Origin of the sequence: Mycobacterium sp. E735, assembly GCF_001666955.1 — a bacterium.
GTDB lineage: Bacteria > Actinomycetota > Actinomycetes > Mycobacteriales > Mycobacteriaceae > Mycobacterium.
In genome coordinates this window covers 13,013-36,378 of the sequence record NZ_LZIX01000029.1, presented here as the reverse complement: position 1 = coordinate 36,378, position 23,366 = coordinate 13,013, and the positions used below count along the sequence as shown (strand labels likewise).

Genomic DNA, 23,366 nt, shown 5'->3' with positions numbered 1-23,366 from the left:
GCGATCGGTCGGATGCCGGGTACCGCAACTGCACGGGCACAGGCGATTTGGATTCGTTGCGGCGAACCGTCCGACTCCATTCCTGCACTGGCGCGATGTGCGGCGGAGATGGTGAACGTCGCGGCTGGGCCTCTTCTACGTTTGGCGGCGCATGAGGCGGGAACCCGTCAGGGGTTAGCCGCCCCACCGGAAGGAAACGAATGGCTGAGAACAAGGGCCACAAAGCCGAGTCGGACGGTTCGCCGCAACGAATCCAAATCGCCTGTGCCCGTGCAGTTGCGGTACCCGGCATCCGACCGATCGGGAACGGGTCACGCCTCGCTCAATGCGTCGCCGAACCCGCGCACCACGCGGCTGTGTTGACTTTCGGCCAGCGCCTGTCCGGCTCCCAGCAACAGCACCATAGGCCAATCGAGGATTTGGATCGCCGCCAGTGCGGCCAGCCCACCGTAGAACGCGAGGCGGTCGGGGCGGGGGATCCGCACCCGCCCGAGTAGCGGAACATCAAGGCGCATGCTCTCGGCATCGCGGATACGCTCCGACGGTCGCCGGGGCGCCGGACCGTATTTGTCGAGCCCATGCGCTACCGATCCAGGCTTGGGGCCGGTGCGTTCTGGCATGCCGTCCTCCCTTCGTGCGGTTCTGCGTACTCGCGCAGGGCTTCCCCCGTCGGCCGCACCGAAACGTGTGCCGGCCCGTGATGTCGGGTGGCGGCGGCGCTATTGTTACCACCCGAAGTCAAGGAGGACTCAATGCGCACCTTCGAATCAGTGGCCGATCTCTCGGCCGCGACCGGTGAAACGATCGGGCACAGCGATTGGGTGACCATCACCCAGGAGGACGTCAACCTGTTCGCCGACGCGACCGGCGATCACCAGTGGATCCACGTGGATCCGGAGCGCGCGGCCGCCGGGCCCTTCGGGGGGACGATCGCCCACGGTTTCATGACGCTGGCGCTGTTACCCCGCCTCCAGCACCAGATCTACACCGTCAACGGCATCAAGCTCGCAATCAATTACGGCCTCAACAAGGTTCGTTTTCCCGCCCCCGTGCCGGTCGGTTCCCGGGTGCGCGCGCAGACATCGCTGGTCAGCGTCGACGACGTCGGAAACGGCGCCGTGCAGGCGACCATGTCGACGACCGTCGAGATCGAGGGCGCACCCAAGCCGGCGTGCGTTGCCGAAAGCATCGTCCGCTACATCACCTGACGGCCCCCGTGACGCCATGCCGCGAGGCATAAACCACGGCGACGTTTGACGGCGTGTCGCCGCCAAGGTTTATGTGTCGTGGGGAGCGACGCGGTCGTGCCCCGTGACGCCATGCCGCGAGGCATAAACCACGGCGACGTTTGACCGCGTGTCGCCGCCAAGGTTTATGTGTCGTGGGGAGCCGGGTCAGAACTCGGCGATCGAATGCTCGAGCCGCTCGGCCAGCCGGGCCTGGGCCTCGGCGCGGCGCGTGGGGATGTGGGCCGAGGGGAATGGCGTTGGCACGGGCTGATATTCGCGCAAAGTCCGGCGCGCCACCGTCATCTTGTGTAGTTCGGTGGCGCCGTCGGCGATGCCCAGCGACTCGGCGGCGACCAACATCTTGACGAACGGCATCTCGTCGGACACCCCGAGCGCACCGTGCAGGTGCATGGCCCGCTGTACGACGTCATGCAGCACCTGGGGCATGGCGACCTTCACCGCGGCGATGTCCCTGCGCACCTTCTGATAGTCGTGGTGCTTGTCGATCAGCCACGCGGTGCGCAGCACGAGCAGCCGGAACTGTTCGATCTGGATCCAGCTGTCGGCGATCTTCTCCTGGGTCATCTGAAAGTCGGACAGCCGCCCGTGCCGCGTCTTGCGCGATACCGCCCGCTCGCACATCATGTCAAACGCACTGCGCGCCAACGCGATTGTGCGCATCGCGTGGTGGATGCGCCCGCCGCCGAGCCGCGTTTGCGCGATCATGAACGCCTGGCCCTCGCCGCCCAGCACGTGATCGGCAGGGACGCGGACATCGGTGTAGCGGACGTAGCCGTGGCTGGCGCGCGCCGAGGACTCGGCGCCGACGCCGACGTTGCGCACGATCTCGATGCCCGGTGTCTCGGCCGGAACGATGAACAGCGACATCTTGTCGTAGGTGCGCGCTTCGGCGTTGGTGACGGCCATGACGATGAAGAACGACGCGTGCTTGGCGTTGGTGGAGAACCACTTCTCGCCGTTGAGCACCCAATAGTCGCCGTCGCGGGTCGCGGCGGTGACGAACTGTCCCGGATCCGAACCACCCTGCGGCTCGGTCATCGAATAGCACGAGGTGATCTCGCCGTCGAGCAGCGGTTGCAGGTAGCGGGCCTTCTGTTCCTCGGTGCCGAACATGGCCAGGATCTCCGCGTTGCCGGAGTCCGGCGCCTGGCAGCCGAACACCGACGGCGCCCAGCGGGAGCGGCCCAGGATCTCGTTGAGCAGGGCGAGCTTCACCTGACCGAAGCCCTGACCGCCCAGCTCCGGCCGCAGGTGTGCGGCCCAGAGCCCCTGGTCCTTCACCTGCTGCTGCAGCGGCCGCAGGATGGCCATCATCTCGGCGTTGTTCTTGTCATAGGGGTCGAGGGCGACCAAGTCGAGCGGTTCGAGCTCGTCGGCCATGAACTTCTCGACCCAGTCGAGCTTGGCCTGATAATCCGGGTCCGTTTCGAAATCCCACACGGTGACCACCCGTTCCCCGGCGCGGCGTCGCGCCGGACTCGTCGATGAAGCCACCTCATCGTAAATGGCGGCTTTGGAAGATCAGTCCTCGCGGCGGGTGTCGATGACGCGCTGCGCGATGTCGACGAGCTTGACCTGACTCTCCTGGGACAGGCGGCGCAGCAGGTCGAACGCGCGAAGTTCGTCGACGCCGTAGCGCTCCATGATGATGCCCTTGGCCTGGCCGATCCGGTCCCGCGTCGACAGGGCCGATTGCATCTGCTGTCCGTGCCGCCCGGCGATGATCGCCGAGGCGGCGTGCGCGGCGAATACGGTGCCGATGGTTTCGGCTTCGGGGTCCCACGCGTTGGCCTTGAAGCTGAACAGGTTCAGCGCGCCGGCGGTGCGTTCCGCGGTGTACAGCTTGAAAGACAGGCTGCTCAGCACACCGCGTTCCACGGCGGCCGGTGCGTATCGGGGCCAGCGCGGCTCCTCGCGCAGGTCGTCGGTCCGCACGATCGTTTGCTTCAAAGCGGCGTCGTGGCAGGGGCCCTCGTGGAACTCCTGTTGTAGCTTGTCGAGCTTCGCGGCCAGGCTGTCGGTGTCGGCCACCGATTCGAAGTCTCCGCCGGCTTTGATCAGCAGCACCCCGGCGACGTCCGCCGCGGGAATGAGCTCCACCGCGGCGGCGGTCACGTCGGTGAGCACCTGCTCGAGCGAGCGCGGCGCGGCGATGTCGCGGGAGAGCTCAGCCATCCGCCTCGCCAGCTCATGCCGGGAACTCGGGTCCGATAGGTCCATAAGCGGGATTGTCCATGATGGACCCCCGTTCGTCACACGGGCACCCGTTCGCAGCGCCCGCAGGCGGTTCAGGAGTTGCTGTCACGGTCGTTTGGTCGCGGAGGCCGCGGGTACCCGGCGACACCATGACCTTCTCGACAAGCCAAGGGAGACCCAGTGTTCGTTCATAACAAAGATCTTCAATTCGAGGTCCGCGTCGACCGGCCCGACCCCCGGTTCGCGACGTTGCTGATGGACCAATTCGGCGGCGCCAATGGGGAACTCACCGCCGCATTGCAGTACTTCACCCAGGCCTTCGTGCTTCGGCAGAAGAACCCGAAGATGTACGACCTCTTCATGGACATCGCCACCGAGGAGCTCAGTCACCTCGAGATGGTCGGCTCGATGATCACGATGCTGCTCGACGGCCTCAACGACAACCTGAAGATCGCCCACGAGAAATGTGACTGGATGCCGGCGGTGGCCAGCGGCGACGGACGCGACAGCATCATCCACTCGGTATCGGTCAACCCCCTGTTCCTGGTGCTCAGCGGTGGTGGGCCGGACGTCAAGGACTCCGGGGGAAACAATTGGACCGGCGCCTTCATCGACGCCAACGGCGACCCGACCGTCGACCTGCGCAACAACATCGCAGCCGAGTCGCGCGCCAAGATCGTGTACGAGTACCTCAAGCAGTACACCGACGACCCCGGTGTGCAGGACACCCTCAACTTCCTGATGACGCGCGAGGTCGCGCACTACCAGCAATTCACCGCGGCGCTGAACGAGCTTCCGGTGAACTTCCCGCCGGGTCAGCTGCCGGGCGATCCGCGCTTCCAGAACGTCGCGTTCAACATGTCCGACGGCAACGGCGAATCGATCCGTGGCCCGTGGAATCAGGGCCAGGGGCCGTGGCCGAAGGGCGTGGAGTGGGAGTACGTCGAAAAGCCCGAACAGCAGTGGCTGGGCGGCAGCACGCGACAGAACCAGGGTGCGCAGCAGAACCCCCAGGGCTCACCCGCGATCAAGGCCGAAAAGCCTTTCACGCACGAACAGCACGCCCCCACAAGCTGATTGGCATAGGAAGGCCGGGCGCCGACGACCCAGCGCCCGGCCTTCGCGTGTTTCGTTATTTGACCTGAGGGTCCGGCGGGTTGTCCTCGGCGCGGCCGGTGAGCGCGTCGCGAACGTGGTCGACGACCGCCGCCCCCATTCCCATGGTCTTCAGCACCGCCGGGTTCGGCGGGGTGCCCGGGTGGGGGCGGGTGGGGGCCATTTTCTTTGCCTGCTCCAGCTTTTCGCCGATCTTCTCCAGATCTTCGCGGCTGATCGCCAACTCGACCTGCGGCCACACCACGTCCTGCTCGTAGGCGATGTGTTCGCGGCCGGCCTTGACGAACTCCTGCAGCGCTTCGTGATAGTCGGGTTCGCCGGGCTTGCCGTCCTCGAGCCGCTGCAAGAGTTGCTTGCCGGCCTGCTCCTGCTCGATCGCCTTGTCGACGATTCCGTCGCCGATCGCATCGCGCACCGCCGGCCAAAACAATTGTTCCTCAATGGCTTCGTGCTGGGACTCCGCGATGATGAGATTGTTCACGAAGGTCTCCAGGCCGCTCGCTTCGGCGCCCGAACCCGACGGCGCCCCGTCGAGCGTCTCGAACAATCCGAGCACGCTTTTGTGGTCCTGGCGAAGAAAAGTGATTGCGTCCATGCCTTGCCTTCCAGTTGGGCTGATGACTCGAAGTGGCCTGCGGATACCCGGGGCGACGGCATTGAAACGCGCTGGCCCGCGGCGAATTTCGAGTGATGGTGGGGGAGAGAGCTGCGCGCGGTGCGCGCCGTCTACATTCAGCCCGAGGCCCGTCCCACGTCGGACTAGCGCAACTTCGGCAAGACGTTGGTGCGGTAGAACTCGATGGCCGTCAGCGGATTGCCCTGCGGGAAGTGCAAAAACGGGACGGCGCCCGCGTCCAGGATCGCCTGCACCGCCTTGACGTGGGGTGTCGCGTCGGTTCCGACCGTCCAGTTCGCCAGCACCTTGTCGATGGGGTTGGCCTGCGCGGCGCGCTGGATTTCGACCGGATTCGGCTGGTCGACGGCGCCGGCGGTGAAGCGCCACAGATTTGCCGCGGCGGCGGCCTCTGCGGCGTCGCCGACGACGGCGAACAGCTCGGCCCGCTTGCCCATGCCGCCCGGGTCGCGGCCTGCGGCGCGCGCGCCGGCGCCGAACGCCGCCAGCAGCGCCGGATTCGTGACGTCGCGTGCCTGACCGATCCAGCCGTCGCCGTATTGGCCGGCCATCGTCGCACTCTTGGGCCCGCTGGCCGCCACGAAGATCGGCGTGGGGCTGGCGGGCGTGTCGTAAAGCTTCAACGCGTTGGTCTGAAAGTACCGACCGGCGAACGAGATTCGTGATCCGCTCCACAACTGTCGGATCAGGCTGATCGCTTCGACCAGCCGGTCGTGGCGCTCGGTGTAGTTGCCGAAGGCGTTGGTGCTCGCCTGTTCGTTCAGCCGTTCCCCGGTCCCGACTCCCAGGAACACCCGTCCGGGATTCAGGATGGCCAGCGAGGCAAAGGCCTGGGCCACCACGGCCGGGTGGTAGCGGTAGGTGGGGCAGGTCACGCCGGTACCGAACGAGACGCGGTTGGTGGCGTTGCCGACCAGCGCCAGGGTCAACCACGGGAACATCGAATGGCCCTCGTTGTCCTGCCATGGCTGGATGTGGTCGCTGGCCCAGACGTGGGCAAAACCGGCCTGTTCGGCCGCCTGGGCCTGCGCCACGAGTTGTTCGGTGCGGAACTGCTCGTGCGAGAGCACCAGACCCACCGGCCTGGCCGCGGGCGGTGGTGGGGAACCGGGCGCGGCGTGGTCGGTGCCCGGCCGCCCGCAGCCGGCACCGAGCCCGGCGGCGCCGAGCATGCCCGCACCGGCGGCCGCCCGCCCGAATGCGCGACGCGAAACGCCGGTCATCGAAACAACGTACCCACCGGTTCTGCGATGACACCCCGGATGCGGGTAACCGCTAACCTGACTCGGGTGACCCCCCAGGCGCGCCCGGCGCGGAAGGCCGATGTCCGCGAACTGTCGCGCACCCTGGCGCGTGCCTTTTACGACGACCCGGTGATGACCTGGCTGCTGCCCGACGACAGGGCGCGCACCGCGAACTTGCACCGGGTCTTCGGCACGATGACGCGACACCATCATCTGGGCTGTGGCGGCGTCGAGGTGGCCTGCGACGGCCCGGGCATCGGCGCGGCGGCACTCTGGGATCCGCCCAACCGTTGGCGGGAGACGCGCCTGGGCGAACTGGCGATGACCCCGACTTTCCTGCGCGTGTTCGGCATGCGCGCGACGAGGGCCCGCGGCGTGCAGGAATTGATGAAGCGCACGCATCCCGAAGAGCCGCACTGGTATCTGGCCGCCATCGGGAGCGACCCGTCCGTCCGCGGCCAAGGCTTCGGCCAGGCCCTGATGCGGTCCCGGCTCGACCGCTGCGACGCCGAATACTGTCCGGCGTATCTCGAATCGAGCAAGCCCGAAAACGTGCCGTACTACGAACGTTTCGGTTTCACGGTGACCCGCGAGTTGGTGTTGCCCGACGGTGGTCCCACCATGTGGGCGATGTGGCGCACGCCGCGGTAGCGTTTAGCCCCCCTACCCGGCGGGCAACCGATCCCGCATGAGCGAAAACCCGCAAGCCGAGGGCGACCCCGCGGACTTCCCCGAGGAGGGCGGGCCCGGCGACACCCTGAACGCGAGCGAAGGCACCGACTCCGACGAACTCCACAACGACGACGGTGACATCGTGGTCGACCCTCCCGAGGACTGGAGCGAGGCCAACCGCTTCGGCATGACGGCGCGGGAAGAGCGCGAGGGGGAATCCCTGGACGCCCGGCTCGCCGAGGAGGAACCCGACGTCTCGCCCGACATGCCGGGCGCGGGCGTGCCGACCGACGGTCCGCCCGGACGCGCTCATCGGGGCCAGATCGACGGAGCGCCCGAGGACGGTGAGTCGCTGTATGAGGTCGTCGACGAGAACGCGGCGCCGGACATCACCCAGACGACGGAGTGATGCGGCCAGTGTCCGACTGTTCACTGCGCATGCGGCGGCTGGGCGCCCGCTAAGGGGTGCTCTTCCAGCCGGCGATGCCGATCGCGATCATCCGCAGTTGCTTGACGGCGATCCGCCGGATGTCTTCGAGCGCCTCGGCGCTCTGCGCGTCCTCGATCGCCTCGGCGATGACGATCATCGCGTTGACGAACAGGGTCGCCAGGACGTTGAGGTCCTCGGTGGTCCACTCGTGCAGCCGCGGAAAGCGGGCCAGGTCGGTCGCCAGCTCGGAGGTGATCAACCGGATCTCGGTCCGGATGGCGTAGCGCAAAACGCTCAGCCCGCTGTTGCGTTCGCGCGCGATGAACCGCCAATGTTCGCGCCGCTGCGCGACGCTGGCGACCAGTATCTCCACCGATGACTCGATGACTCGGTTCGGGTCGAGCTTCCCGGCGCGGGCTTCACGCAGGGTATCGCGCAGGCTGCGGAATGATTCGTCGATCAGGACCAGCCCCAGTGCCTCCATCGACTCGAAGTGGCGGTAGAACGCCGCAGGCACGATCCCGACCTCGCGGGTCACCTCCCGCAGGCTGAGGCTGGAAAAGCTGCGGTCCTGCAGCAGCTTGAGGGCCGCGGCGATGATGGCGCGCCGGGTCGCCTCCTTGCGCTCCTCACGCGACCGGCTTTCGCGCACGCGCTCGCGACCAGAACCGCGCACCCGTGAGCTAGGAGTACGGCTGTTCACTGTGTGAACCCTACCACAGACCTGCAGTAAACCCTTGACTGACCGGGTGGTGCGGCTGCACGGTGTACATATGTTCACTCAAGCTACTTCGAGTCGGGCCCTCGCCCGAACTCTTCGGAAGCGGGTGTTGGGTTCCGACCTCCTCGATCTGCTCACCGGGCCGCACGGTGTCGACCGTTACACCGAGCTGGTGGACCCGACCTGGACGCTGGGCCAGGCCCGCGCCAAGGTGATCGACGTGCGCCGCACCACCGCGCGCAGCGTCACCCTCACGCTGGCCCCGAACGAAAGCTTCACCTCCGCCTGGACGGTCCAAGCCGGCCAGTACGTCAACCTCGCCGTCGAGATCGACGGTCGCCGGCACACCCGCTGCTACTCCCCGGCCAATGTCGAAGGAGCCGCCAATCTCGAGCTGACCATCGGCCGGCACGACGGCGGCCTGGTCTCCAACTACCTGTACGAGCAAGGCCGCCGCGGCATGGTGGTCGGCTTGACGGGCGTGGGTGGCGACTTCGTGTTGCCGGCAAACCGACCGAACCGGATCCTCTTCGTCTCCGGTGGCAGCGGCATCACTCCGGTGATGGCGATGCTGCGCACGCTGGTCGCCGAGAATCACCCGGGCGAGATCGCGTTCGTGCACTACGCACGCACCGCGGCCGAGGCCTGCTACCGCGACGAGCTGGCGACCCTGCCCGGCGTCCGCGTGCTGCACGGCTACACCCGATCCGGCGGTGGCGATCTGGAAGGCCGGTTCGGCGCCGCGCATCTGGACGCCGCCATGGCCTCACCCGACGCGGTGTTCGTCTGCGGCCCAACGCCTTTGGTCGACGCCGTACGGGCCCACTGCGACAACGTCTACACCGAAAGCTTCGTGCCGCCGTCGTTCGAGGCGCCCGCCAGCCCGTCGGGCGGCAAGGTCACCTTCGCCGACAGCGGGGTTGACGTCGTCGACGACGGACGCTCGCTGCTGGAACAGGCGGAATCCGCCGGCCTGTCACCCGAGAACGGCTGCCGGATGGGCATCTGCCACACCTGCACCCGACGGAAGACCGCCGGAACGGTGCGCAACCTGATCACCGGCGCCGTGTCCACCGGACCCGACGAGGACGTGCAGATCTGCGTGTCCGTCCCCGTCGGCGATGTCGACCTATCGCTCTAGCCGCCAGAAATTTCCGAGAGGAAAAGCCATGACACAGAACAAGATCAGCCTGACCCCCGAACAGGCCGACGCATTCGGCCGCGAGCTGGACGCCATCAGGGAGCGCGTGATGGCCAGCCTGGGAGCCGAGGACGCCGACTACATTCGCCGCGTCATCAAAGCGCAGCGAGCGCTGGAGGTCGGCGGGCGCGCGCTGCTCTTCCTGCCGCCCGCCTGGCTGCTGGGAACCACGATGCTCGGCTTGTCCAAGATCCTGGACAACATGGAGATCGGCCACAACATCATGCACGGTCAATACGACTGGATGCGTGACCCGACCATCTCCGGCCGGTCCTTCGAGTGGGACACCGCGTGCCCGGCCGATCAGTGGCGGCATTCGCACAACTACATGCACCACACCCACACCAACATCGTGGGGATGGACCGCGACATCGGCTACGGCATCCTGCGGATGAGCGAAGACCAGCGCTGGGAGCCCTACTTCCTGGGCAACCCGCTCTACGCCTTCCTGCTGATGGTGCTGTTCCAGTACGGCGTCGCGCTGCACGAGCTGGAAACCGAGCGCATCCGCGCGGGTGAGATCGAATTCGCCGACAAGCGCGAGGTGCTGCGCGAGATCTGGAAGAAGACTCGCCGGCAGACGCTGAAGGACTACGTGGCCTTCCCGCTGCTGGCCGGCCCCTTCGCGCCGTTCGTCTTCGCGGGCAACCTGTCGGCCAACCTGATGCGCAACGTGTGGTCGTACATGATCATCTTCTGCGGCCATTTCCCCGACGGCACCCAGGAGTTCACCGTCGAGGAGACCAAGGACGAGTCGCGCGGCATGTGGTACTTCCGGCAGGTCCTCGGTTCGGCAAACCTGACCGGCGGCAAGCTCTTTCACCTGCTATCGGGCAACCTCTCCCACCAGATCGAGCACCACCTGTTCCCGGACATGCCGGCACGCCGGTACGCCGAGATCGCGCCGGAGGTGCAGGAGATCTGTGAGCGCTACGGCATCCCCTACAACCGCGGCCCGCTGCTGAGGCAGTTCGGGACGGTCGTCCGCAAGATCGTTCGGCTGACGTTCCCCGACTCCATGGTGCGGAAGGTTACCGGCGACCGCTCGGCCGATCCGGTGCCCGTGGCCGCCTGACGGTCGCCCACGTCCCCCACGCGCAAACCGGGCCTTGCGCGCGGGGGACAATGGGCTGCGTGGAGTGGACCGGCGCACGCTATGCGGACAAACCGACGGTGGAGGCATCGACGTGGATCGATGCGGATCCGGCCCGGGTGTGGAGCCTGGTTTCCGACATCAAGCTGATGCCGACCCTGAGCAACGAGTTGCAAGCCGTCGAGTGGGCCGAGGGTGCCGACGCCCCGTGCGTGGGCGCGCGCTTCGTCGGACACAACCAGCACGACGCGTTCGGGCAATGGAGCACCACCTCCCAGATCGTCGCATACGACGAACCGCGTGAATTCTCCTGGGCCGTAGGCGAACCCGACAATCCCGCGGCGATGTGGCGGTTCAGGCTGACGCCCCGCGACGGCGGCACGCGCTGAGCTACTGGATGCAGATGGGGCCGGGCCGTTCGGGGTTGTCGGTGGCCATCGAGTCGATGCCCGACAAGGAGCAGAAAATCGTGTTCGTGCGGATGCGCGAGTTCGAGGCCGCGATCGGCAAGACACTCGCGGCGATCAAGAGGCTGGCCGAACACGGGGTGCGCTGATGCGCACCGCGACGACGGTCGAGTTGTCCAGCGCCGCGGGCGAAACCGCCGCTTTCGTCGTCGAAGCGGAACGACTGGGCCTCGACGTGTGCTGGGTCGCCGAGGCCTGGGGCTCCGACGCGCCCTCGGCGCTCGGCTACCTCGCGGCGCGGACCGAGCGGGTCCTACTGGGCTCCGGTGTCCTGCAGGTGGGCGTCCGCTCGCCGGTCATGGTCGCGCAGACCGCCATCACGCTGTCCAACCTGTCGGGCGGACGATTCCTCCTCGGGCTCGGCGCATCCGGCCCGCAGGTGATCGAGGGCCTGCACGGCGTCTCCTTCAGCCGGCCCCTGGCGCGCATCTCCGAAACGGTCGACATCGTGCGGCAGGTCTTCGCCGGCGGCAAAGTGTCCTACTCCGGCAAGCAATTCCACATTCCGCTGCCCGGCGGCGAAGGGGTGCCGATGCGGTTGTCGACCCGGCCCGAGCACCCGATCCCGATCTACCTTGCCGCGCTCTCACCGGCGATGCTGCGGTTGACGGGTCGGACCGCCGACGGGTGGCTGGGCACCAGCTTCGTCCCGGTGGGTGCCGGCGAGGCCTACTTCTCACACCTCGACGAGGGCTTGGCCGCCGCCGGCCGCACCCGCGCCGACGTCGACATCTGCCAGGGCGCCGAAGTCGCCTTCGCTGCCGACGAGCAGGAGTTGCGCGGCATGGTCGCGGGCCGCAAAAAGGAGCTCGCCTTCAGCCTGGGCGGCATGGGCTCGTCCAGCACGAACTACTACAACCAGGCCTACAGCCGCCAAGGCTGGTCCGAGATCGCCGCCGAGGTACGCGAACGCTGGCAGCGCGGCGACCGCGACGGCGCGGCCGCACTGGTCACCGACGAGATGGTGTTGGCCACCACGCTGATCGGCACCGAGGAGATGGTTCGCGCCCGGCTCAGCGTGTGGCGGGACGCCGGCGTGAGCACCGTGCGGCTGTATCCGGCCGGCGACACGCTGGATGCGAAGCTTGGCACGCTCGGCCGGGCCATCGAGCTGGTCGGCGAGATCGGCTAAACCCCGACCGTGGCGGATATGGACAAATCAACGACGGGTTTTCGTACCCGGGCCACACGCTCGGCGGCCGGGGCGTCAGCGAACGGCCGTGGGCGCGTCGGTCGCCTTGACGAGTCGCACCTCCGGACGCTCCGGCACCCCGTCGGCCAGGAACCACCGGAAGGCGAGGTTGCCGCGCGGATAGTCCAGCGTGGTCAGCGAATTCGGGTGGGCGGTCATCCCGCGGGACAGGACGATGGTCACCGTGCCGTCGCTGTTGAGCGCGGCGGCGTGGCCGTTTATCGAGCAACGGGCGTCGGCCGCGCCGAACGTGGCCATGAACTGGTTCCATACGACCAGGTTCCAGAACCTGCACGACGGCGGGCGGTGCGTGATGACGAGCGCTTCGTCCTCATCGAGCACAAAGCTGCCGTAGGAGTAGCAGGCGTCGCGCGCCGACCAACCGAAGTTGGCGTCGGGGACCTGGTAAGGATCGGCGAATGCATTTGCCGCGTGCGCGGTCTCATGTCCGAGGGCGTGTTGGTCCTGCACGCGCGTCCCGACGGCCAGCGGCACGATGGCGAACATGGTGCGCAGCCAGGTCGCGATCGCCCTCAGCCGCGCGGCCGTCTCGGCATCCCCGTGCCGGATCGGGTCCGGCTCGTCGAGCGCCTCGATCCGCCAGGTGACGGGGCGGCCGGTCAGCGGGTCGGCCTGATAGTCGCGCGTCATCAGGACGGCCGCGTCGGGCGTGGGGCCGAGATCGAACGCGAAGTTGCCGGCGGCGTCCATATTGAGGACATCGAGATCGCTGTCGCGGACGATTGCCACCACCCGGTCCGACCACGCGCCCGGTGACGGCTCGTTGTAGGCCGTGACCGAAAAGTAGGCGCTGTCACCCTTGTTGCCGCTGATGCGGTAGCGGCGCCGCGGATCGATCGGGCAGATGTAGTAGTAGGCGTCGGTGTTGTCGCCGCCCCAGCGCCGGTCGCGACGAAACGGGGTGTTCACGGCGACGAACTGCGGCCGGCCGGGTTCGGTGAAAAGGTAGGTGTCGAAGGCGACGCCGAGCGTGCTGGCGATCATGCGGTAACCGTCGGCGACGTGCCGGTCGTCGACCACCGCGCGGTCGCCCTCCAGGAACGAGCGGTCAAGGGTGCCCAAGGTGGCGAGCAGCTCCTGCCACGCGGTCGTCGTCTCGTGCGTCATGCGCGGATTCCCTTCAGGAGCAACGTGGTTGTGCGATCGACCCACCCGTCGTCGAGTTCGGTGACGCGGGTGAGCAAGCCCATCAGCGTGATGCCGGCGATGGCATCCGTGAGTTCGGTGGCGGTCACTTCGGGCCGGACCTCGCCGCGGCGCGCCGCCCGTCGCAACAACTCGGCGAGGCCGCCGCCGATGACGCCGGCGAATCGCTCCAGCAGCGCCGAATGCAGGGTCGGGTCCGCGGCCATCTCACCCACCAGCCCGGGCAGGGCGGCTCTGGCGGCCGGGGTGGTCAGGAAACGCATTGCACGACGGACCATTTCGCGCAGGTCGTCGGGCAGGGACCCGGTATCGGGCAGCTCGGTGGCGGCGCCGATGGGGAACACCGCCTCGTGGACCAGGTGCGCTTTGCTCGGCCAGCGCCGGTAGATAGCGGGCTTGCTGGTGCCCGCGCGTTCGGCGATCGCGGAGACCAACAGCCCGCTGTAGCCGGTCTCGGCGAGCAGCTCCACGGTCGCGCTCAGCACTGCGCCGTCAATGCGTGGGTCACGGGGGCGGCCAAAATCCACTACCATTACGAAACCGAGAGTAACATAAGTCGCCGTGACCGACGCCGTTCGCCTTGATGACCTCGCCGAGCCCCGCTTCAGCCCCGAGGCCCGGCAAATCCTCGACATGATGGCCTCGCTGGCGCCGGACTGCCCACTGGACGCCGACGCGCTGCACGCCAGGGCCGCCGCCGACACCGGCCTGGACGATTTCGGGCCGCCGGACTACGGGGAGCGGCTCGACGTCTATCTGGCCGCGCTGCGTGACATCGACGGCCGCCACGACGCGGGCACGGTCAATTTCTTCGGGCAGCTGCTGCAGCTGCTCAAGAACCGGCTGCTGTTGACCGACCTGGTGCGGCGGCATCCCGAGATCGACGACATCGAGCTGCGACCGCCGGTGGTGATCGCGGGGCTGCCGCGCACCGGCACCACCCATCTGCACAACCTGCTGGCGGCCCCGCCCACGTTCCGCACCATGCCGTACTGGGAAAGCGTCGAACCGTTCCCGCTGCCGGCCGAGGCCGGGATCGAGCCGGATCCGCGGCGCGCGCGGATGGACGTGGCGGTCGGCGTGATCAACACCGTGATGCCCTATTTCCCGCTGATGCACGAGATGACCACCGAGCACGTCCACGAAGAGATCCAGCTGCTGGCCAACGACTTCTCGACCATGCTTTTCGAGACGCTGGCCCACGTGCCGCGCTGGCGTGCCTACTACCAGACCCACGACCAGACGCCGCACTACGAATACCTCGCCCGGCAACTCAAGGCCATGCAGTTCTTGCGCGGCGGGCGGCGCTGGCTGCTCAAGTCGCCCCAGCATCTCGAGCAGGTGCCGGTGCTCGATCGCGTCTTCCCCGGCAGCATCGTCGTTTTCACCCACCGCGACCCGGTGCCGGTGGCGCTGTCAATGATCGCGATGATCACCTACTCCGCGCGCATGCACCGCTCGCCGGTCCCGGTGGAGGAGATCGCGGCGTCGTGGATCGACCGCTTGGACGACATGCTGACCGCGCTCGTCCGCGATCGCGACACGATTGGCCCGGATCGGTCGATCGACGTCCGGTTCGACGACTTCATGGCCGACGAAATCGGCGTCGCCCAACGGGTGTACGCGCTGGCCGGCGAGCCGTTCGGCGACGACGCCAAGTCGGCGATCGACGAGTACCTGGCGGGCCATCGGCGCGGTCGGCTGGGGAACGTTGCGACGTCCTGCGCGATGTTCGGGTTGGACGAGGCCGACCTGCGCGACCGGTTCGCGCCTTATGTCGAGCGGTTTCTGGCCTAACCCGCGGCAGGCGGCTACGTTCTCCATTCATGGTCAATATGCCCGCGCTGGACGGTGTCGAACATAGGTATGTGGAGCTCGGAGGCGGCGTGACGATCCACGTCGCGGATGCGGGCCCCGCCGAAGGGCCGGCGGTGATGTTGGTGCACGGTTTCCCGCAGAACTGGTGGGAATGGCACAACCTGATCGGCCCGCTGGCCGCCGACGGCTATCGCGTGCTGTGCCCCGACCTGCGCGGCGCCGGCTGGAGCTCGGCGCCCCGCACGAGCTACACCAAGACCGAGATGGCCGACGACCTGGCGGCCGTCCTGGATCGCCTCGGTGTGGCGACGGTCAAGCTCGTCGCGCATGATTGGGGCGGACCGGCCGCGTTCATCATGATGCTGCGCCACCCGGAGAAGGTGAGCGGGTTCTTCGGAGTCAACACGGTGGCGCCGTGGGTGAAGCGCGATCTGCGTGCGGCGCGGAACTTTTGGCGGCTCTGGTATCAGATCCCGATTTCGCTTCCGGTCGTCGGGCCGCGGATGATCGGCAATCTCAACTCGAGGGCGAGCCGCGTGCTCGGCTCGTGGGTGGGTGGCGGCTACGCACTGCCCGAGGACGACCTGCGCATCTACGCCGAGTGCATGCGTCAGCCCGGCCACGCGGAGGCGGGCTCGCGCTGGTATCGCAGCTTCCAGACCGGGGAGATGCTGCGCTGGATGCGCGGCGAGTTCGACGACGCGCACGTCGAGGTGCCGGTCCGCTGGCTCACCGGCACCCAAGACCCGGTGATCACTCCCGACCTCACCGACGGGTATGCCGACCACATCAGCGATTTCAAAGTGGAGCTGGTCGACGGGGTCGGACACTGGATCATCGACCAGCGCCCGGAGCTGGTGCTCGACCGGGTTCGGACCTTCCTGCGCGGCGAAGGATAGGCGTCAGGGCTGCACCAGGATCCGGATGGGGTTGCCGTCCTGGCGCTCGAGCTTCTCGATGCCCTCCGTCACGTCCTCCAGCGCGACGATCTCGCTGATTGACCTCGAAACGTCAAGGCGCCCAGCCGAAACCAACTTCGCCAGCGTCTCGATGTCCACGTTCTGATATCCCAAGTGCCCGAGCACCTGCTTGTGGGTCAACCCGAACAGGGAGGTGGGCCCGACGGTCGGCGCCTCGGCGCTCATCCCGACACCCACCAGCCGGCCACCGGGTGTGAGGCAGTCGAGCCCCTGCTCGAACGTCACCTTTCGCCCGACGGCGTCGAAGGCCACATCGAGCAGCCGCCCGCCGGTGACTTCCGCGACGTTGTCCCTCAGCCCGTCGTCGCGGGGGTCGAACGCGTAGTCCGCGCCGAGGGTCAACGCCCGCTCCAGCACTGCGGGGTTGATGTCGACGGCGATGATGGGTGCGGCGCCGACCAGCCGCGCGAGCTGGACGATGTGGGTGCCGACCCCGCCCACGCCCCACACGCCGACCGATTCACCGACCGTGACTTTACCCGTCCGGACGACGGCCCCGAACGGCGTGGACACCGCGTCGGCCAGGATCGCCGCCTGCTCCAGCGGAACGTTGTCGGGCACCCGCGTCAGCCCCGTCGCTTGCGCCACGGTGTATTCGGCCCACGCCCCGTCGTAGGCGAATGCCATCAATTGGATTCGCAGGCAATTGACCCCATCGCCGCGGCGGCAGTTCGCGCAGCGTCGGCACGGCCGGCCGGCGGGGACCACCACCCGGTCGCCCTCGTCCCAGCCGGTCACCTCCGGCCCCAGTTTCGCGACGGTGCCCGACGCCTCGTGGCCCTGGGTCACCACGGGCTGCTGCGCCGGGAAAGTGCCGTTGATCAGGCTCAGGTCCGAGTGGCAGATGCCGCAGAAGGCGACCTTGACCAGAACTTCGCCGGGGCCCGGCTCGGGAATCGGAACGTCTTCGAGCGCAACGGTTCTGGTGTCTGCGTAGAAGCGCTCGGCGCGCATCGTCGGCGCCATGGGCTAGTCGACCCCGATGGTGACTTCCGTGGACTTGATGAATACGGTCGCCGGCTGCCCGGCCTCGAGCCCGAGATCGATCGCGGCGTCCTTGGTGACGGAGGACGTGACGATCTGCTCACCGCCGTCGAGCTTGACCTCCACGATCGCCATCACGCTGCCGAGGTCGACCTCGGTGATGGTCCCTTTGAGTTGGTTCCGGGTCGACAGCCGCATCGCAAGGTCCTTTGTTCGGTTGAGGTTCTGTGCTCGACCCTACTGTCGCGGGCCGAGCAGGGCGATGGAGGCGTCGACGGCCGGCTCCACGATGCCCCGCACCGGTTTTCCGTCTTCGACGGCGAGCGCGGTCAGTTCGCGCAGACCGCCGAGCAGGATGACCGCCAACGGGGCGGTCAGCGGAGGCAGCTCGGCTCGCTGGAAGCCGGGGCTGGCGCTGAGGTCGATCAGCAGACTTGACAGCAGTTGCAGCCCGCGGCGCTGTACCGGGCGGGCGGCGGCGCCGAGCGAGGGCAGTTCCCGAATCCAGCTGAGCGTGATCGCCGGCCGGGACTCGATGTAGCCGACGTACGCCTCGACCGCCTGGCGTATCTGCTGATGCCAGTCGGCCTCGGGATCGACGGCCGCAGCGATGCACTCACCGAGCCTTTCGATGTCGGTGCCCAAGAGCTCGAGGAAGCACTCGTCTTTGCTTGCGAACTGGTCGTAGAAGGTGCGCTTGGACGTGCGGGCGTGACGAACGACGTCGGCGACCGTGCTGGCGCGGTAACCGCGCTCGGCGATGGAGGCGGCGAGGCCGTCGAGCAACCTCAGCCGAAACGGGTCGCCAAGGACCGCTTCGTCAGCCGTCGCTGTCGCCGCTGGGCTCACGGGCGGCCCCTTCCATCGGTGCGGCACCCTCTTGTCATCGGTTGGTACCACAGAGTACCGTATCGGGAAAGGTTTTGGTACACCGCGGTACCACCCCGGCGTCCGGGGGAGATGATGGGGAGCAGCCCGCCATGAGTGAAGTCGTCACCGCCCCCGCGGCCGTCCGGTTGCCCCCGGCGGCTCGCCTGCCAAAGCTGTTGCAGGGTCTGGGTTTTGCGATCTCACGGCGCGGGATGATCCAGCGCCTGGCCCGTCGGTACGGCGACGTCTTCGCGCTGAACCTGCCCATGTACGGCGAGGTCGTGGTGGTGGCCGACCCGCAACTGGCCAAGCAGATCTTCACCACCAGCCCCGACGAGCTCGGCAACATCCAGCCCAACCTGAGCCGGCTGTTCGGCTCCGGCTCCGTGTTCGCGCTCGACGGGGAGGACCATCGCCGTCGCCGCCGGTTGTTGGCGCCGCCGTTCCACGGCAAGAGCATGAAGAAGTACGAGTCGATCATCGAAGAAGAGACCCTGCGGGAGACCGCGGGCTGGCCGGAGGGTGAGGCGTTCGCGACTCTGCCGTCGATGATGCGCATCACGCTCAACGCGATCCTGCGCGCGGTTTTCGGGGCCGAAGGCGCCGAGCTCGACGAGCTGCGCCGCCTCATCCCGCCGTGGGTCACGCTGGGCTCGCGGATGGCGACGATGCCCAAACCGCGGCGCAGCTACGGGCGCTTCACCCCATGGGGGCGCCTGGACGAGTGGCGCCGCCGGTACGACGCCGTCATCGACAGGCTGATCGAAGCCGAGCGGGCAGATCCCAACTTCGACGAGCGCAGCGACGTGCTCGCCCTGATGTTACGCAGCACCTACGACGACGGTTCGGTCATGTCGCGCAAGGACATTGGCGACGAACTGCTCACGCTGCTGGCCGCCGGTCATGAAACGACGGCCTCCACGCTGGGCTGGGCGTTCGAGCGGCTGACCCGGCATCCGGACGTGCTGGCCGGTCTGGTCGACGAGGCCGACACCGACGGCCAGGAGTTACGTCAGGCGACCATCCTCGAAGTCCAGCGGGCCCGGACGGTGATCGATTTCGCCGCCCGGCGCGTCTACCCCCCGCGGTACCAGCTCGGGGAGTGGGTCATCCCCCGCGGCAAGTCAATCCTGGTGAGCATCGCGCAGATTCACGAAAACCCCGAAGTCTTCCCGAATCCGGAGCGCTTCGATCCGCAACGCTACATCGGGACCAAGCCGTCGGCCTTCGCGTGGATCCCGTTCGGCGGTGGCACCCGCCGGTGCGTGGGGGCGGCGTTCGCCAACATGGAGATGGACGTCGTGCTGCGAACGGTGCTGCGGCACTTCACCATCGAGACCACGACCGCACCCGGAGAGCGGTGGCACGGCCGCGGCGTCGCCTACACGCCCAAGGACGGCGGCCGGATCGTGGTGCGCCGGCGCTGAGCCGGGCGCCTACTGGTCGGCCGTGGCCCGGCGCGGCAGTTTCCAGCCCGGGCGGATGTAGTGGCAGGTGTACCCGTTCGGGTAGTGCTGCAGGTAGTCCTGGTGCTCGGGCTCGGCCTCCCAGAAATCGCCGGCCGGGCTGACTTCGGTCACGACCTTGCCGGGCCACAACCCCGACGCGTCGACGTCGGCGATGGTGTCCAGCGCGATGCGCTTCTGCTCCTCGTCGAGGTAGAAGATGGCGGACCGATAACTGAGTCCACGGTCGTTGCCCTGGCGGTTCTTCGTCGTCGGATCGTGGATCTGGAAGAAGAACTCGAGCATGGTGCGGTAGTCGGTGACCGCCGGGTCGTAGACGATCTCGATGGCCTCGGCGTGCGTGCCGTGGTTGCGGTAGGTCGCATTGGGGACGTCGCCGCCGGTGTATCCGACCCGCGTCGAAACCACGCCCGGCTGTTTGCGGATGAGTTCCTGCATCCCCCAGAAACAGCCGCCGGCGAGTACCGCTTTTTCGGTTGCCATTGCTCGTCCTCCTAACCGGCCACGATGCCGCCCAGGCTACACTCCGCCGATGAGCCGCAACGTCGCGACGATTTCGGGAAGTGCCGCAGCATGACGACTCCTACGTTTTCCCGCGGCGAACTAGCCGCCGCCTTCGAGAAGTTCGAGCAGACGGTGGCCCGGGCCGCCGAAACCCACGACTGGGACGCCTGGGTCGAGCAGTACACCCCCGACGTCGAGTACGTCGAGCACGCGGCCGGCACGATGCACGGACGCGACGAGGTCCGCCAGTGGATCAAGCGGACGATGACCACGTATCCCGGCAGCCACATGGTGGCGTTCCCGTCGTTGTGGTCCGTCATCGACGAGCCCACCGGGCGGATCATCTGCGAACTGGACAACCCGATGCGCGACCCGGGGGACGGGAGCGTCATCAGCGCGACCAACATCTCGATCGTCACGTACGCGGGGGACGGGTTGTGGCGCCGCCAGGAAGACATCTATAACCCGCTGCGCTTCCTGCGGGCCGGGATGAAGTGGTGCCGTAAGGCCCAGGCGCTGGGCACGCTCGACGAGGACGCGGCGCGGTGGATGCACGAGAACGGAGGAGCCCAGTGAGCACCAAGCCCAAGCTCGTCATCGGCGCCAACGGCTTCCTGGGTTCGCATGTCACCCGCCAGCTCGTGGCCGACGGGTTCCCGGTGCGGGCGATGGTGCGCCCGAACGCCAACACCCGCTCGATCGACGACCTCGAGCTGACCCGCTTCCACGGGGACGTGTTCGACGACGCCACGCTGCGGGAGGCGATGGACGGTGTGGACGACGTCTATTACTGCGTCGTCGACACCCGCGCATGGCTGCGCGACCCGACGCCGCTGTTCCGCACCAATGTCGAAGGCCTGCGCAACGTTCTCGACGTCGCCGTCAACCAACCGGACCTGCGCAGGTTCATCTTCACGAGCACCTATACGACGGTGGGCCGGCGGCATGGCCACGTGGCGACCGAGGACGACGTGATCCGGTCCCGCCGCCTGACCCCCTACGTCCAATCGCGTTTGGAAGCCGAGAATCTGGTGCTGCGGTATGTGGCCGAGGCCGGCCTGCCCGCCATCGCGATGTGCGTGTCGACGACCTACGGCAGCGGGGACTGGGGCGGCACTCCGCACGGCGCCTTCATCGCCGGCGCGGTCTTCGGCAAGCTGCCGTTCCTGATGAACGGCATTGCGCTGGAAGTCGTCGGCGTCGACGACGCGGCGCGGGCCATGATCCTGGCGGCCGAGCGCGGGCGCATCGGCGAGCGATACCTCGTCTCTGAGCGGATGATCGCTTTGAACGACGTCGTCCGCATCGCGGCCGACGAGGTCGGCGTTCCACCGCCGCAACGCTCGATTTCCGTCCCGATGCTCTACGCCCTGGCGGCGGCCGGCACGCTCAAGGCCCGACTCACCGGGAAGGACGCCGAGCTCAGCCTGGCCTCGGTGCGGATGATGCGCGCCGAAGCCGACGTGGACAGCAGCAAGGCGAAGCGGGAATTGGGCTGGCAGCCGCGGCCGGTCGAGGAATCGATCCGTGAGGCGGCGCGGTTCTGGTCGGAGCTGAAGGTCGCCAGCGGCAAGAGCGCGACTCCGGGCTGAACGCCGCGCCGCCGCGCGTTCAACACGGCTGGCGCGGTCGCGGCGCGGCTAGCCTCGGGCGGCGTGACTGCCGAAAGGGTGAGCGTTGACCTCAGCGGGGCGCCCCAGACGATGCTGGCGACGTTGTACGCCAAGGCGCTGGACGCCGACTTCGAGACACCGATCCTCGGCGACGAGTATGCCAAGGAGATCGTCCGACGCATCGACTACGACTGGAAAAAGACCACCATCACGGCGCGCAGGGCACCGTCGGTCACCACCCGGTCCGCGCACTTCGATGCCTGGGTCCGCCAATTTCTTGCGGCGCACCCACGAGCCGTCGTGCTGCACTTGGGCTGCGGACTGGACAGCCGGTGTCTGCGGGTGCAGCCGGGCCCGGGCGTCGAGTGGTACGACGTCGACTACCCCGAAGTCGCCGCGCTGCGCGCGCAGCTCTACCCCGCGCGCGACCACTATCGGGTCATCGCCGCCTCCGTCACCGACCCGGCCTGGCTCCGGGACATTCCCGCGGACCGTCCCGCGCTGATGATCGGCGAGGGGCTGACCATGTACCTCACCGAGCAGGACGGCACCGCACTGCTGCGCCGCGTGGTCGATCACTTCGGCTCGGGTGAGCTGCAGTTCGACGCCTTCAACTCGCTCGGGATCAAGTCGCAGTGGCTCAACACCGTCGTGCGCCGTTCGGGATCCACGCTGTCGTGGGCGATCAACGGGCCTGACGACATCGTCGACGCGGTGCCGGGTGTACGGCTCCTGGCCTGGGAGCGGTGGTTCGAGTCGTACACATTCGCGCAACTCCCGCGCTCCACACGGGCGCTGGGAAAGGTCATGTCGCTGGTTGAGGCCGTCGCCAACATGGCGCAATACCACCGCTACGCGTTCGGGCCGCCCTGATCGGGAAGCCCCGAGACCCGGATGGCGTTGCAACGTCCATCGGCGTCTAGGAGGAAACCATGAGCCACCCCGAAATCAAAGAGCCAAGCGCTGGCCACCCGATCACCATCGAGCCGACGAAGGGGCGGGTACAGGTTCGCGTCAACGGCGAGCTGGTAGCCGACACGACGGCCGCCCTGGAATTACGGGAAGCCAGTTTGCCTGCGGTGCAGTACATTCCGATGAGTGACGTGGTGCAGGACCGGCTGACCCGCACGGACACCAGCACGTACTGCCCGTTCAAGGGCGAGGCCAGCTATTACAGCGTGACGGGTTCGCACGGCGACATCGTCGAGGACGTCATCTGGACGTACGAGCAGCCCTATCCCGCGGTCGCGGCGATCGCCGGCCACGTGGCCTTCTACCCGAACAAGGCCGAAATCAGCGTGTCGGCTTCCTAGTACGTCCACCCGGGAAGCGCGGCCTCGTGCGCCCGGGTGTCGCTGTACAGGCGCATCGAGACGATCAGTCCGTCGCGGGTGTCGAAGATGCAGACGAACGGGCTGTCGTACTCGACGCCGGCGGTGGTGGTGCCGGTGGCCTGCGCCTCGACGACCACGGTCTCTCCCTCGTTGACACAGCGCACCAGGTCGATGGTCAACTCGAGTTGCTGTTTGCGGCGCTCGATCGCCCGCCGGAACGTTTCCTTGTCACACTCGGAGCGCGTGAGCAGAGTCCAGTAGGTGAAGTCGTCGCTGAGCAGCGTGAAGCCCTCGTCGAGATCGCCGCCGTCGCTCGCACTCTGTAGAAACATCCAAGCCAGTTCGCCCTGCGGGTCATCGAACGGCGTCATCACATCGCAATATTGACTTGGCACATCGTTAACGGTCAATCGG

Annotated in this window: 27 protein-coding genes and 1 pseudogene; 15 read left to right on the top strand and 13 right to left on the bottom strand. The window is 67.5% G+C overall.

What is annotated here, in order from left to right; all coding sequences use genetic code 11:
- Window positions 1-311: 311 nt before the first annotated feature.
- Window positions 312-620 carry a hypothetical protein gene (locus tag A5704_RS02900; RefSeq protein WP_082950096.1) on the bottom strand — a complete coding sequence of 103 codons (309 nt, stop codon included), beginning with the start codon at window positions 618-620 and terminating at the stop codon, window positions 312-314.
- A 132-nt stretch (window positions 621-752) separates the two neighbouring features.
- Here A5704_RS02900 and A5704_RS02895 point away from each other — a divergent pair, with 132 nt between their 5' ends.
- Window positions 753-1,208, top strand: a complete 456-nt coding sequence (locus A5704_RS02895) for a MaoC family dehydratase (RefSeq protein WP_067749828.1) — start codon at window positions 753-755, stop codon at window positions 1,206-1,208.
- A gap of 186 nt (window positions 1,209-1,394) precedes the next feature.
- On the opposite strand, the gene A5704_RS02890 is transcribed toward A5704_RS02895, so the two are convergent.
- A complete protein-coding gene (locus tag A5704_RS02890; RefSeq protein WP_067749843.1) occupies window positions 1,395-2,690 on the bottom strand; it encodes an acyl-CoA dehydrogenase family protein in 1,296 nt (431 codons plus the stop codon).
- An 81-nt stretch (window positions 2,691-2,771) separates the two neighbouring features.
- A complete protein-coding gene (locus tag A5704_RS02885) occupies window positions 2,772-3,470 on the bottom strand; it encodes a GAF and ANTAR domain-containing protein (RefSeq protein ID WP_067749829.1) in 699 nt (232 codons plus the stop codon).
- A 156-nt stretch (window positions 3,471-3,626) separates the two neighbouring features.
- Here A5704_RS02885 and A5704_RS02880 point away from each other — a divergent pair, with 156 nt between their 5' ends.
- Window positions 3,627-4,523 carry a manganese catalase family protein gene (locus A5704_RS02880; protein WP_067749830.1) on the top strand — a complete coding sequence of 299 codons (897 nt, stop codon included), beginning with the start codon at window positions 3,627-3,629 and terminating at the stop codon, window positions 4,521-4,523.
- Window positions 4,524-4,578: 55 nt separating this feature from the next.
- Here the strand turns inward: A5704_RS02880 and A5704_RS02875 are convergent, their stop codons facing one another.
- Both A5704_RS02875 and A5704_RS02870 read right to left on the bottom strand, forming a co-directional pair.
- Window positions 4,579-5,157 carry a hemerythrin domain-containing protein gene (locus tag A5704_RS02875; RefSeq protein WP_067887288.1) on the bottom strand — a complete coding sequence of 193 codons (579 nt, stop codon included), beginning with the start codon at window positions 5,155-5,157 and terminating at the stop codon, window positions 4,579-4,581.
- A 164-nt stretch (window positions 5,158-5,321) separates the two neighbouring features.
- On the bottom strand, window positions 5,322-6,419 hold the full coding sequence (locus A5704_RS02870) for a F420-dependent hydroxymycolic acid dehydrogenase (protein WP_067755344.1): 1,098 nt from the start codon (window positions 6,417-6,419) through the stop codon (window positions 5,322-5,324).
- 66 nt (window positions 6,420-6,485) lie between these two features.
- Between A5704_RS02870 and A5704_RS02865 the strand changes: the two genes are divergently transcribed.
- Entirely contained in the window at window positions 6,486-7,091 is a 606-nt protein-coding gene (locus A5704_RS02865; protein ID WP_067755342.1) for a GNAT family N-acetyltransferase, read from the top strand.
- A gap of 37 nt (window positions 7,092-7,128) precedes the next feature.
- Complete coding sequence (locus tag A5704_RS02860) at window positions 7,129-7,521, top strand: hypothetical protein (protein ID WP_067755338.1); 393 nt, start codon at window positions 7,129-7,131, stop codon at window positions 7,519-7,521.
- Window positions 7,522-7,570: 49 nt separating this feature from the next.
- On the opposite strand, the gene A5704_RS02855 is transcribed toward A5704_RS02860, so the two are convergent.
- Window positions 7,571-8,218, bottom strand: coding sequence for a TetR family transcriptional regulator (locus tag A5704_RS02855; protein ID WP_197499038.1), 648 nt, complete (start codon window positions 8,216-8,218; stop codon window positions 7,571-7,573).
- Between the two features lie 97 nt (window positions 8,219-8,315).
- On the opposite strand from A5704_RS02855, the gene A5704_RS02850 reads away from it, so the two are divergent.
- The 4 genes and pseudogenes from A5704_RS02850 to A5704_RS02835 all read left to right on the top strand — a co-directional run bounded on the left by A5704_RS02850 (window position 8,316) and on the right by A5704_RS02835 (window position 12,156).
- The gene (locus A5704_RS02850; protein WP_067887284.1) at window positions 8,316-9,404 is read left to right on the top strand and encodes a ferredoxin reductase; all 1,089 of its coding nucleotides are present in this window, start codon (window positions 8,316-8,318) and stop codon (window positions 9,402-9,404) included.
- 28 nt (window positions 9,405-9,432) lie between these two features.
- Window positions 9,433-10,539 (top strand): acyl-CoA desaturase, encoded by a 1,107-nt coding sequence (locus A5704_RS02845; RefSeq protein ID WP_067755334.1) that lies wholly within the window; start codon window positions 9,433-9,435, stop codon window positions 10,537-10,539.
- Window positions 10,540-10,589: 50 nt separating this feature from the next.
- Window positions 10,590-11,113 (top strand): annotated as a pseudogene (locus A5704_RS02840) (SRPBCC family protein).
- A complete protein-coding gene (locus tag A5704_RS02835) occupies window positions 11,113-12,156 on the top strand; it encodes an LLM class flavin-dependent oxidoreductase (RefSeq protein WP_067755332.1) in 1,044 nt (347 codons plus the stop codon). The pseudogene A5704_RS02840 and the gene A5704_RS02835 overlap by 1 nt, the downstream one beginning before the upstream one ends.
- A 75-nt stretch (window positions 12,157-12,231) precedes the next feature.
- Here A5704_RS02835 and A5704_RS02830 read toward each other — a convergent pair whose 3' ends face one another.
- Both A5704_RS02830 and A5704_RS02825 read right to left on the bottom strand, forming a co-directional pair.
- A complete protein-coding gene (locus A5704_RS02830; protein ID WP_067755330.1) occupies window positions 12,232-13,344 on the bottom strand; it encodes a DUF1214 domain-containing protein in 1,113 nt (370 codons plus the stop codon).
- Window positions 13,341-13,916, bottom strand: a complete 576-nt coding sequence (locus A5704_RS02825) for a TetR/AcrR family transcriptional regulator (RefSeq protein WP_067755328.1) — start codon at window positions 13,914-13,916, stop codon at window positions 13,341-13,343. Before A5704_RS02825 ends, A5704_RS02830 begins: the two co-directional genes overlap by 4 nt.
- A 28-nt stretch (window positions 13,917-13,944) precedes the next feature.
- Here A5704_RS02825 and A5704_RS02820 point away from each other — a divergent pair, with 28 nt between their 5' ends.
- Together A5704_RS02820 and A5704_RS02815 are read left to right on the top strand one after the other, a co-directional pair.
- Entirely contained in the window at window positions 13,945-15,180 is a 1,236-nt protein-coding gene (locus A5704_RS02820; RefSeq protein ID WP_067755326.1) for a sulfotransferase, read from the top strand.
- A gap of 29 nt (window positions 15,181-15,209) precedes the next feature.
- Complete coding sequence (locus A5704_RS02815; protein WP_067755317.1) at window positions 15,210-16,100, top strand: alpha/beta fold hydrolase; 891 nt, start codon at window positions 15,210-15,212, stop codon at window positions 16,098-16,100.
- Between the two features lie 3 nt (window positions 16,101-16,103).
- On the opposite strand, the gene A5704_RS02810 is transcribed toward A5704_RS02815, so the two are convergent.
- From A5704_RS02810 to A5704_RS02800, 3 genes are read right to left on the bottom strand one after another with little or no spacing between them, the layout of a single operon-like run.
- Window positions 16,104-17,147, bottom strand: coding sequence for a zinc-binding dehydrogenase (locus A5704_RS02810; protein ID WP_067755314.1), 1,044 nt, complete (start codon window positions 17,145-17,147; stop codon window positions 16,104-16,106).
- 3 nt (window positions 17,148-17,150) lie between these two features.
- Window positions 17,151-17,363 (bottom strand): molybdopterin-binding protein, encoded by a 213-nt coding sequence (locus A5704_RS02805; RefSeq protein WP_067887281.1) that lies wholly within the window; start codon window positions 17,361-17,363, stop codon window positions 17,151-17,153.
- Between the two features lie 39 nt (window positions 17,364-17,402).
- On the bottom strand, window positions 17,403-18,014 hold the full coding sequence (locus tag A5704_RS02800; RefSeq protein ID WP_067755311.1) for a TetR/AcrR family transcriptional regulator: 612 nt from the start codon (window positions 18,012-18,014) through the stop codon (window positions 17,403-17,405).
- Window positions 18,015-18,145: 131 nt separating this feature from the next.
- On the opposite strand from A5704_RS02800, the gene A5704_RS02795 reads away from it, so the two are divergent.
- Window positions 18,146-19,462 carry a cytochrome P450 gene (locus tag A5704_RS02795; protein WP_067755308.1) on the top strand — a complete coding sequence of 439 codons (1,317 nt, stop codon included), beginning with the start codon at window positions 18,146-18,148 and terminating at the stop codon, window positions 19,460-19,462.
- A 9-nt stretch (window positions 19,463-19,471) separates the two neighbouring features.
- On the opposite strand, the gene msrA is transcribed toward A5704_RS02795, so the two are convergent.
- Complete coding sequence (gene msrA / locus A5704_RS02790; RefSeq protein ID WP_067755305.1) at window positions 19,472-19,984, bottom strand: peptide-methionine (S)-S-oxide reductase MsrA; 513 nt, start codon at window positions 19,982-19,984, stop codon at window positions 19,472-19,474.
- Between the two features lie 90 nt (window positions 19,985-20,074).
- On the opposite strand from msrA, the gene A5704_RS02785 reads away from it, so the two are divergent.
- The 4 genes from A5704_RS02785 (at window position 20,075) to A5704_RS02770 (ending at window position 22,931) form a co-directional block, all read left to right on the top strand.
- Window positions 20,075-20,581 (top strand): nuclear transport factor 2 family protein, encoded by a 507-nt coding sequence (locus A5704_RS02785; RefSeq protein WP_067755302.1) that lies wholly within the window; start codon window positions 20,075-20,077, stop codon window positions 20,579-20,581.
- Entirely contained in the window at window positions 20,578-21,597 is a 1,020-nt protein-coding gene (locus A5704_RS02780) for an NAD-dependent epimerase/dehydratase family protein (protein WP_067755299.1), read from the top strand. Before A5704_RS02785 ends, A5704_RS02780 begins: the two co-directional genes overlap by 4 nt.
- A gap of 78 nt (window positions 21,598-21,675) precedes the next feature.
- Window positions 21,676-22,491 (top strand): class I SAM-dependent methyltransferase, encoded by an 816-nt coding sequence (locus A5704_RS02775; protein WP_067755296.1) that lies wholly within the window; start codon window positions 21,676-21,678, stop codon window positions 22,489-22,491.
- A gap of 59 nt (window positions 22,492-22,550) precedes the next feature.
- Complete coding sequence (locus A5704_RS02770; protein ID WP_067755293.1) at window positions 22,551-22,931, top strand: DUF427 domain-containing protein; 381 nt, start codon at window positions 22,551-22,553, stop codon at window positions 22,929-22,931.
- On the opposite strand, the gene A5704_RS02765 is transcribed toward A5704_RS02770, so the two are convergent.
- Entirely contained in the window at window positions 22,928-23,326 is a 399-nt protein-coding gene (locus A5704_RS02765) for a nuclear transport factor 2 family protein (protein ID WP_067755290.1), read from the bottom strand. The genes A5704_RS02770 and A5704_RS02765 overlap by 4 nt on opposite strands.
- Window positions 23,327-23,366: the final 40 nt, after the last annotated feature.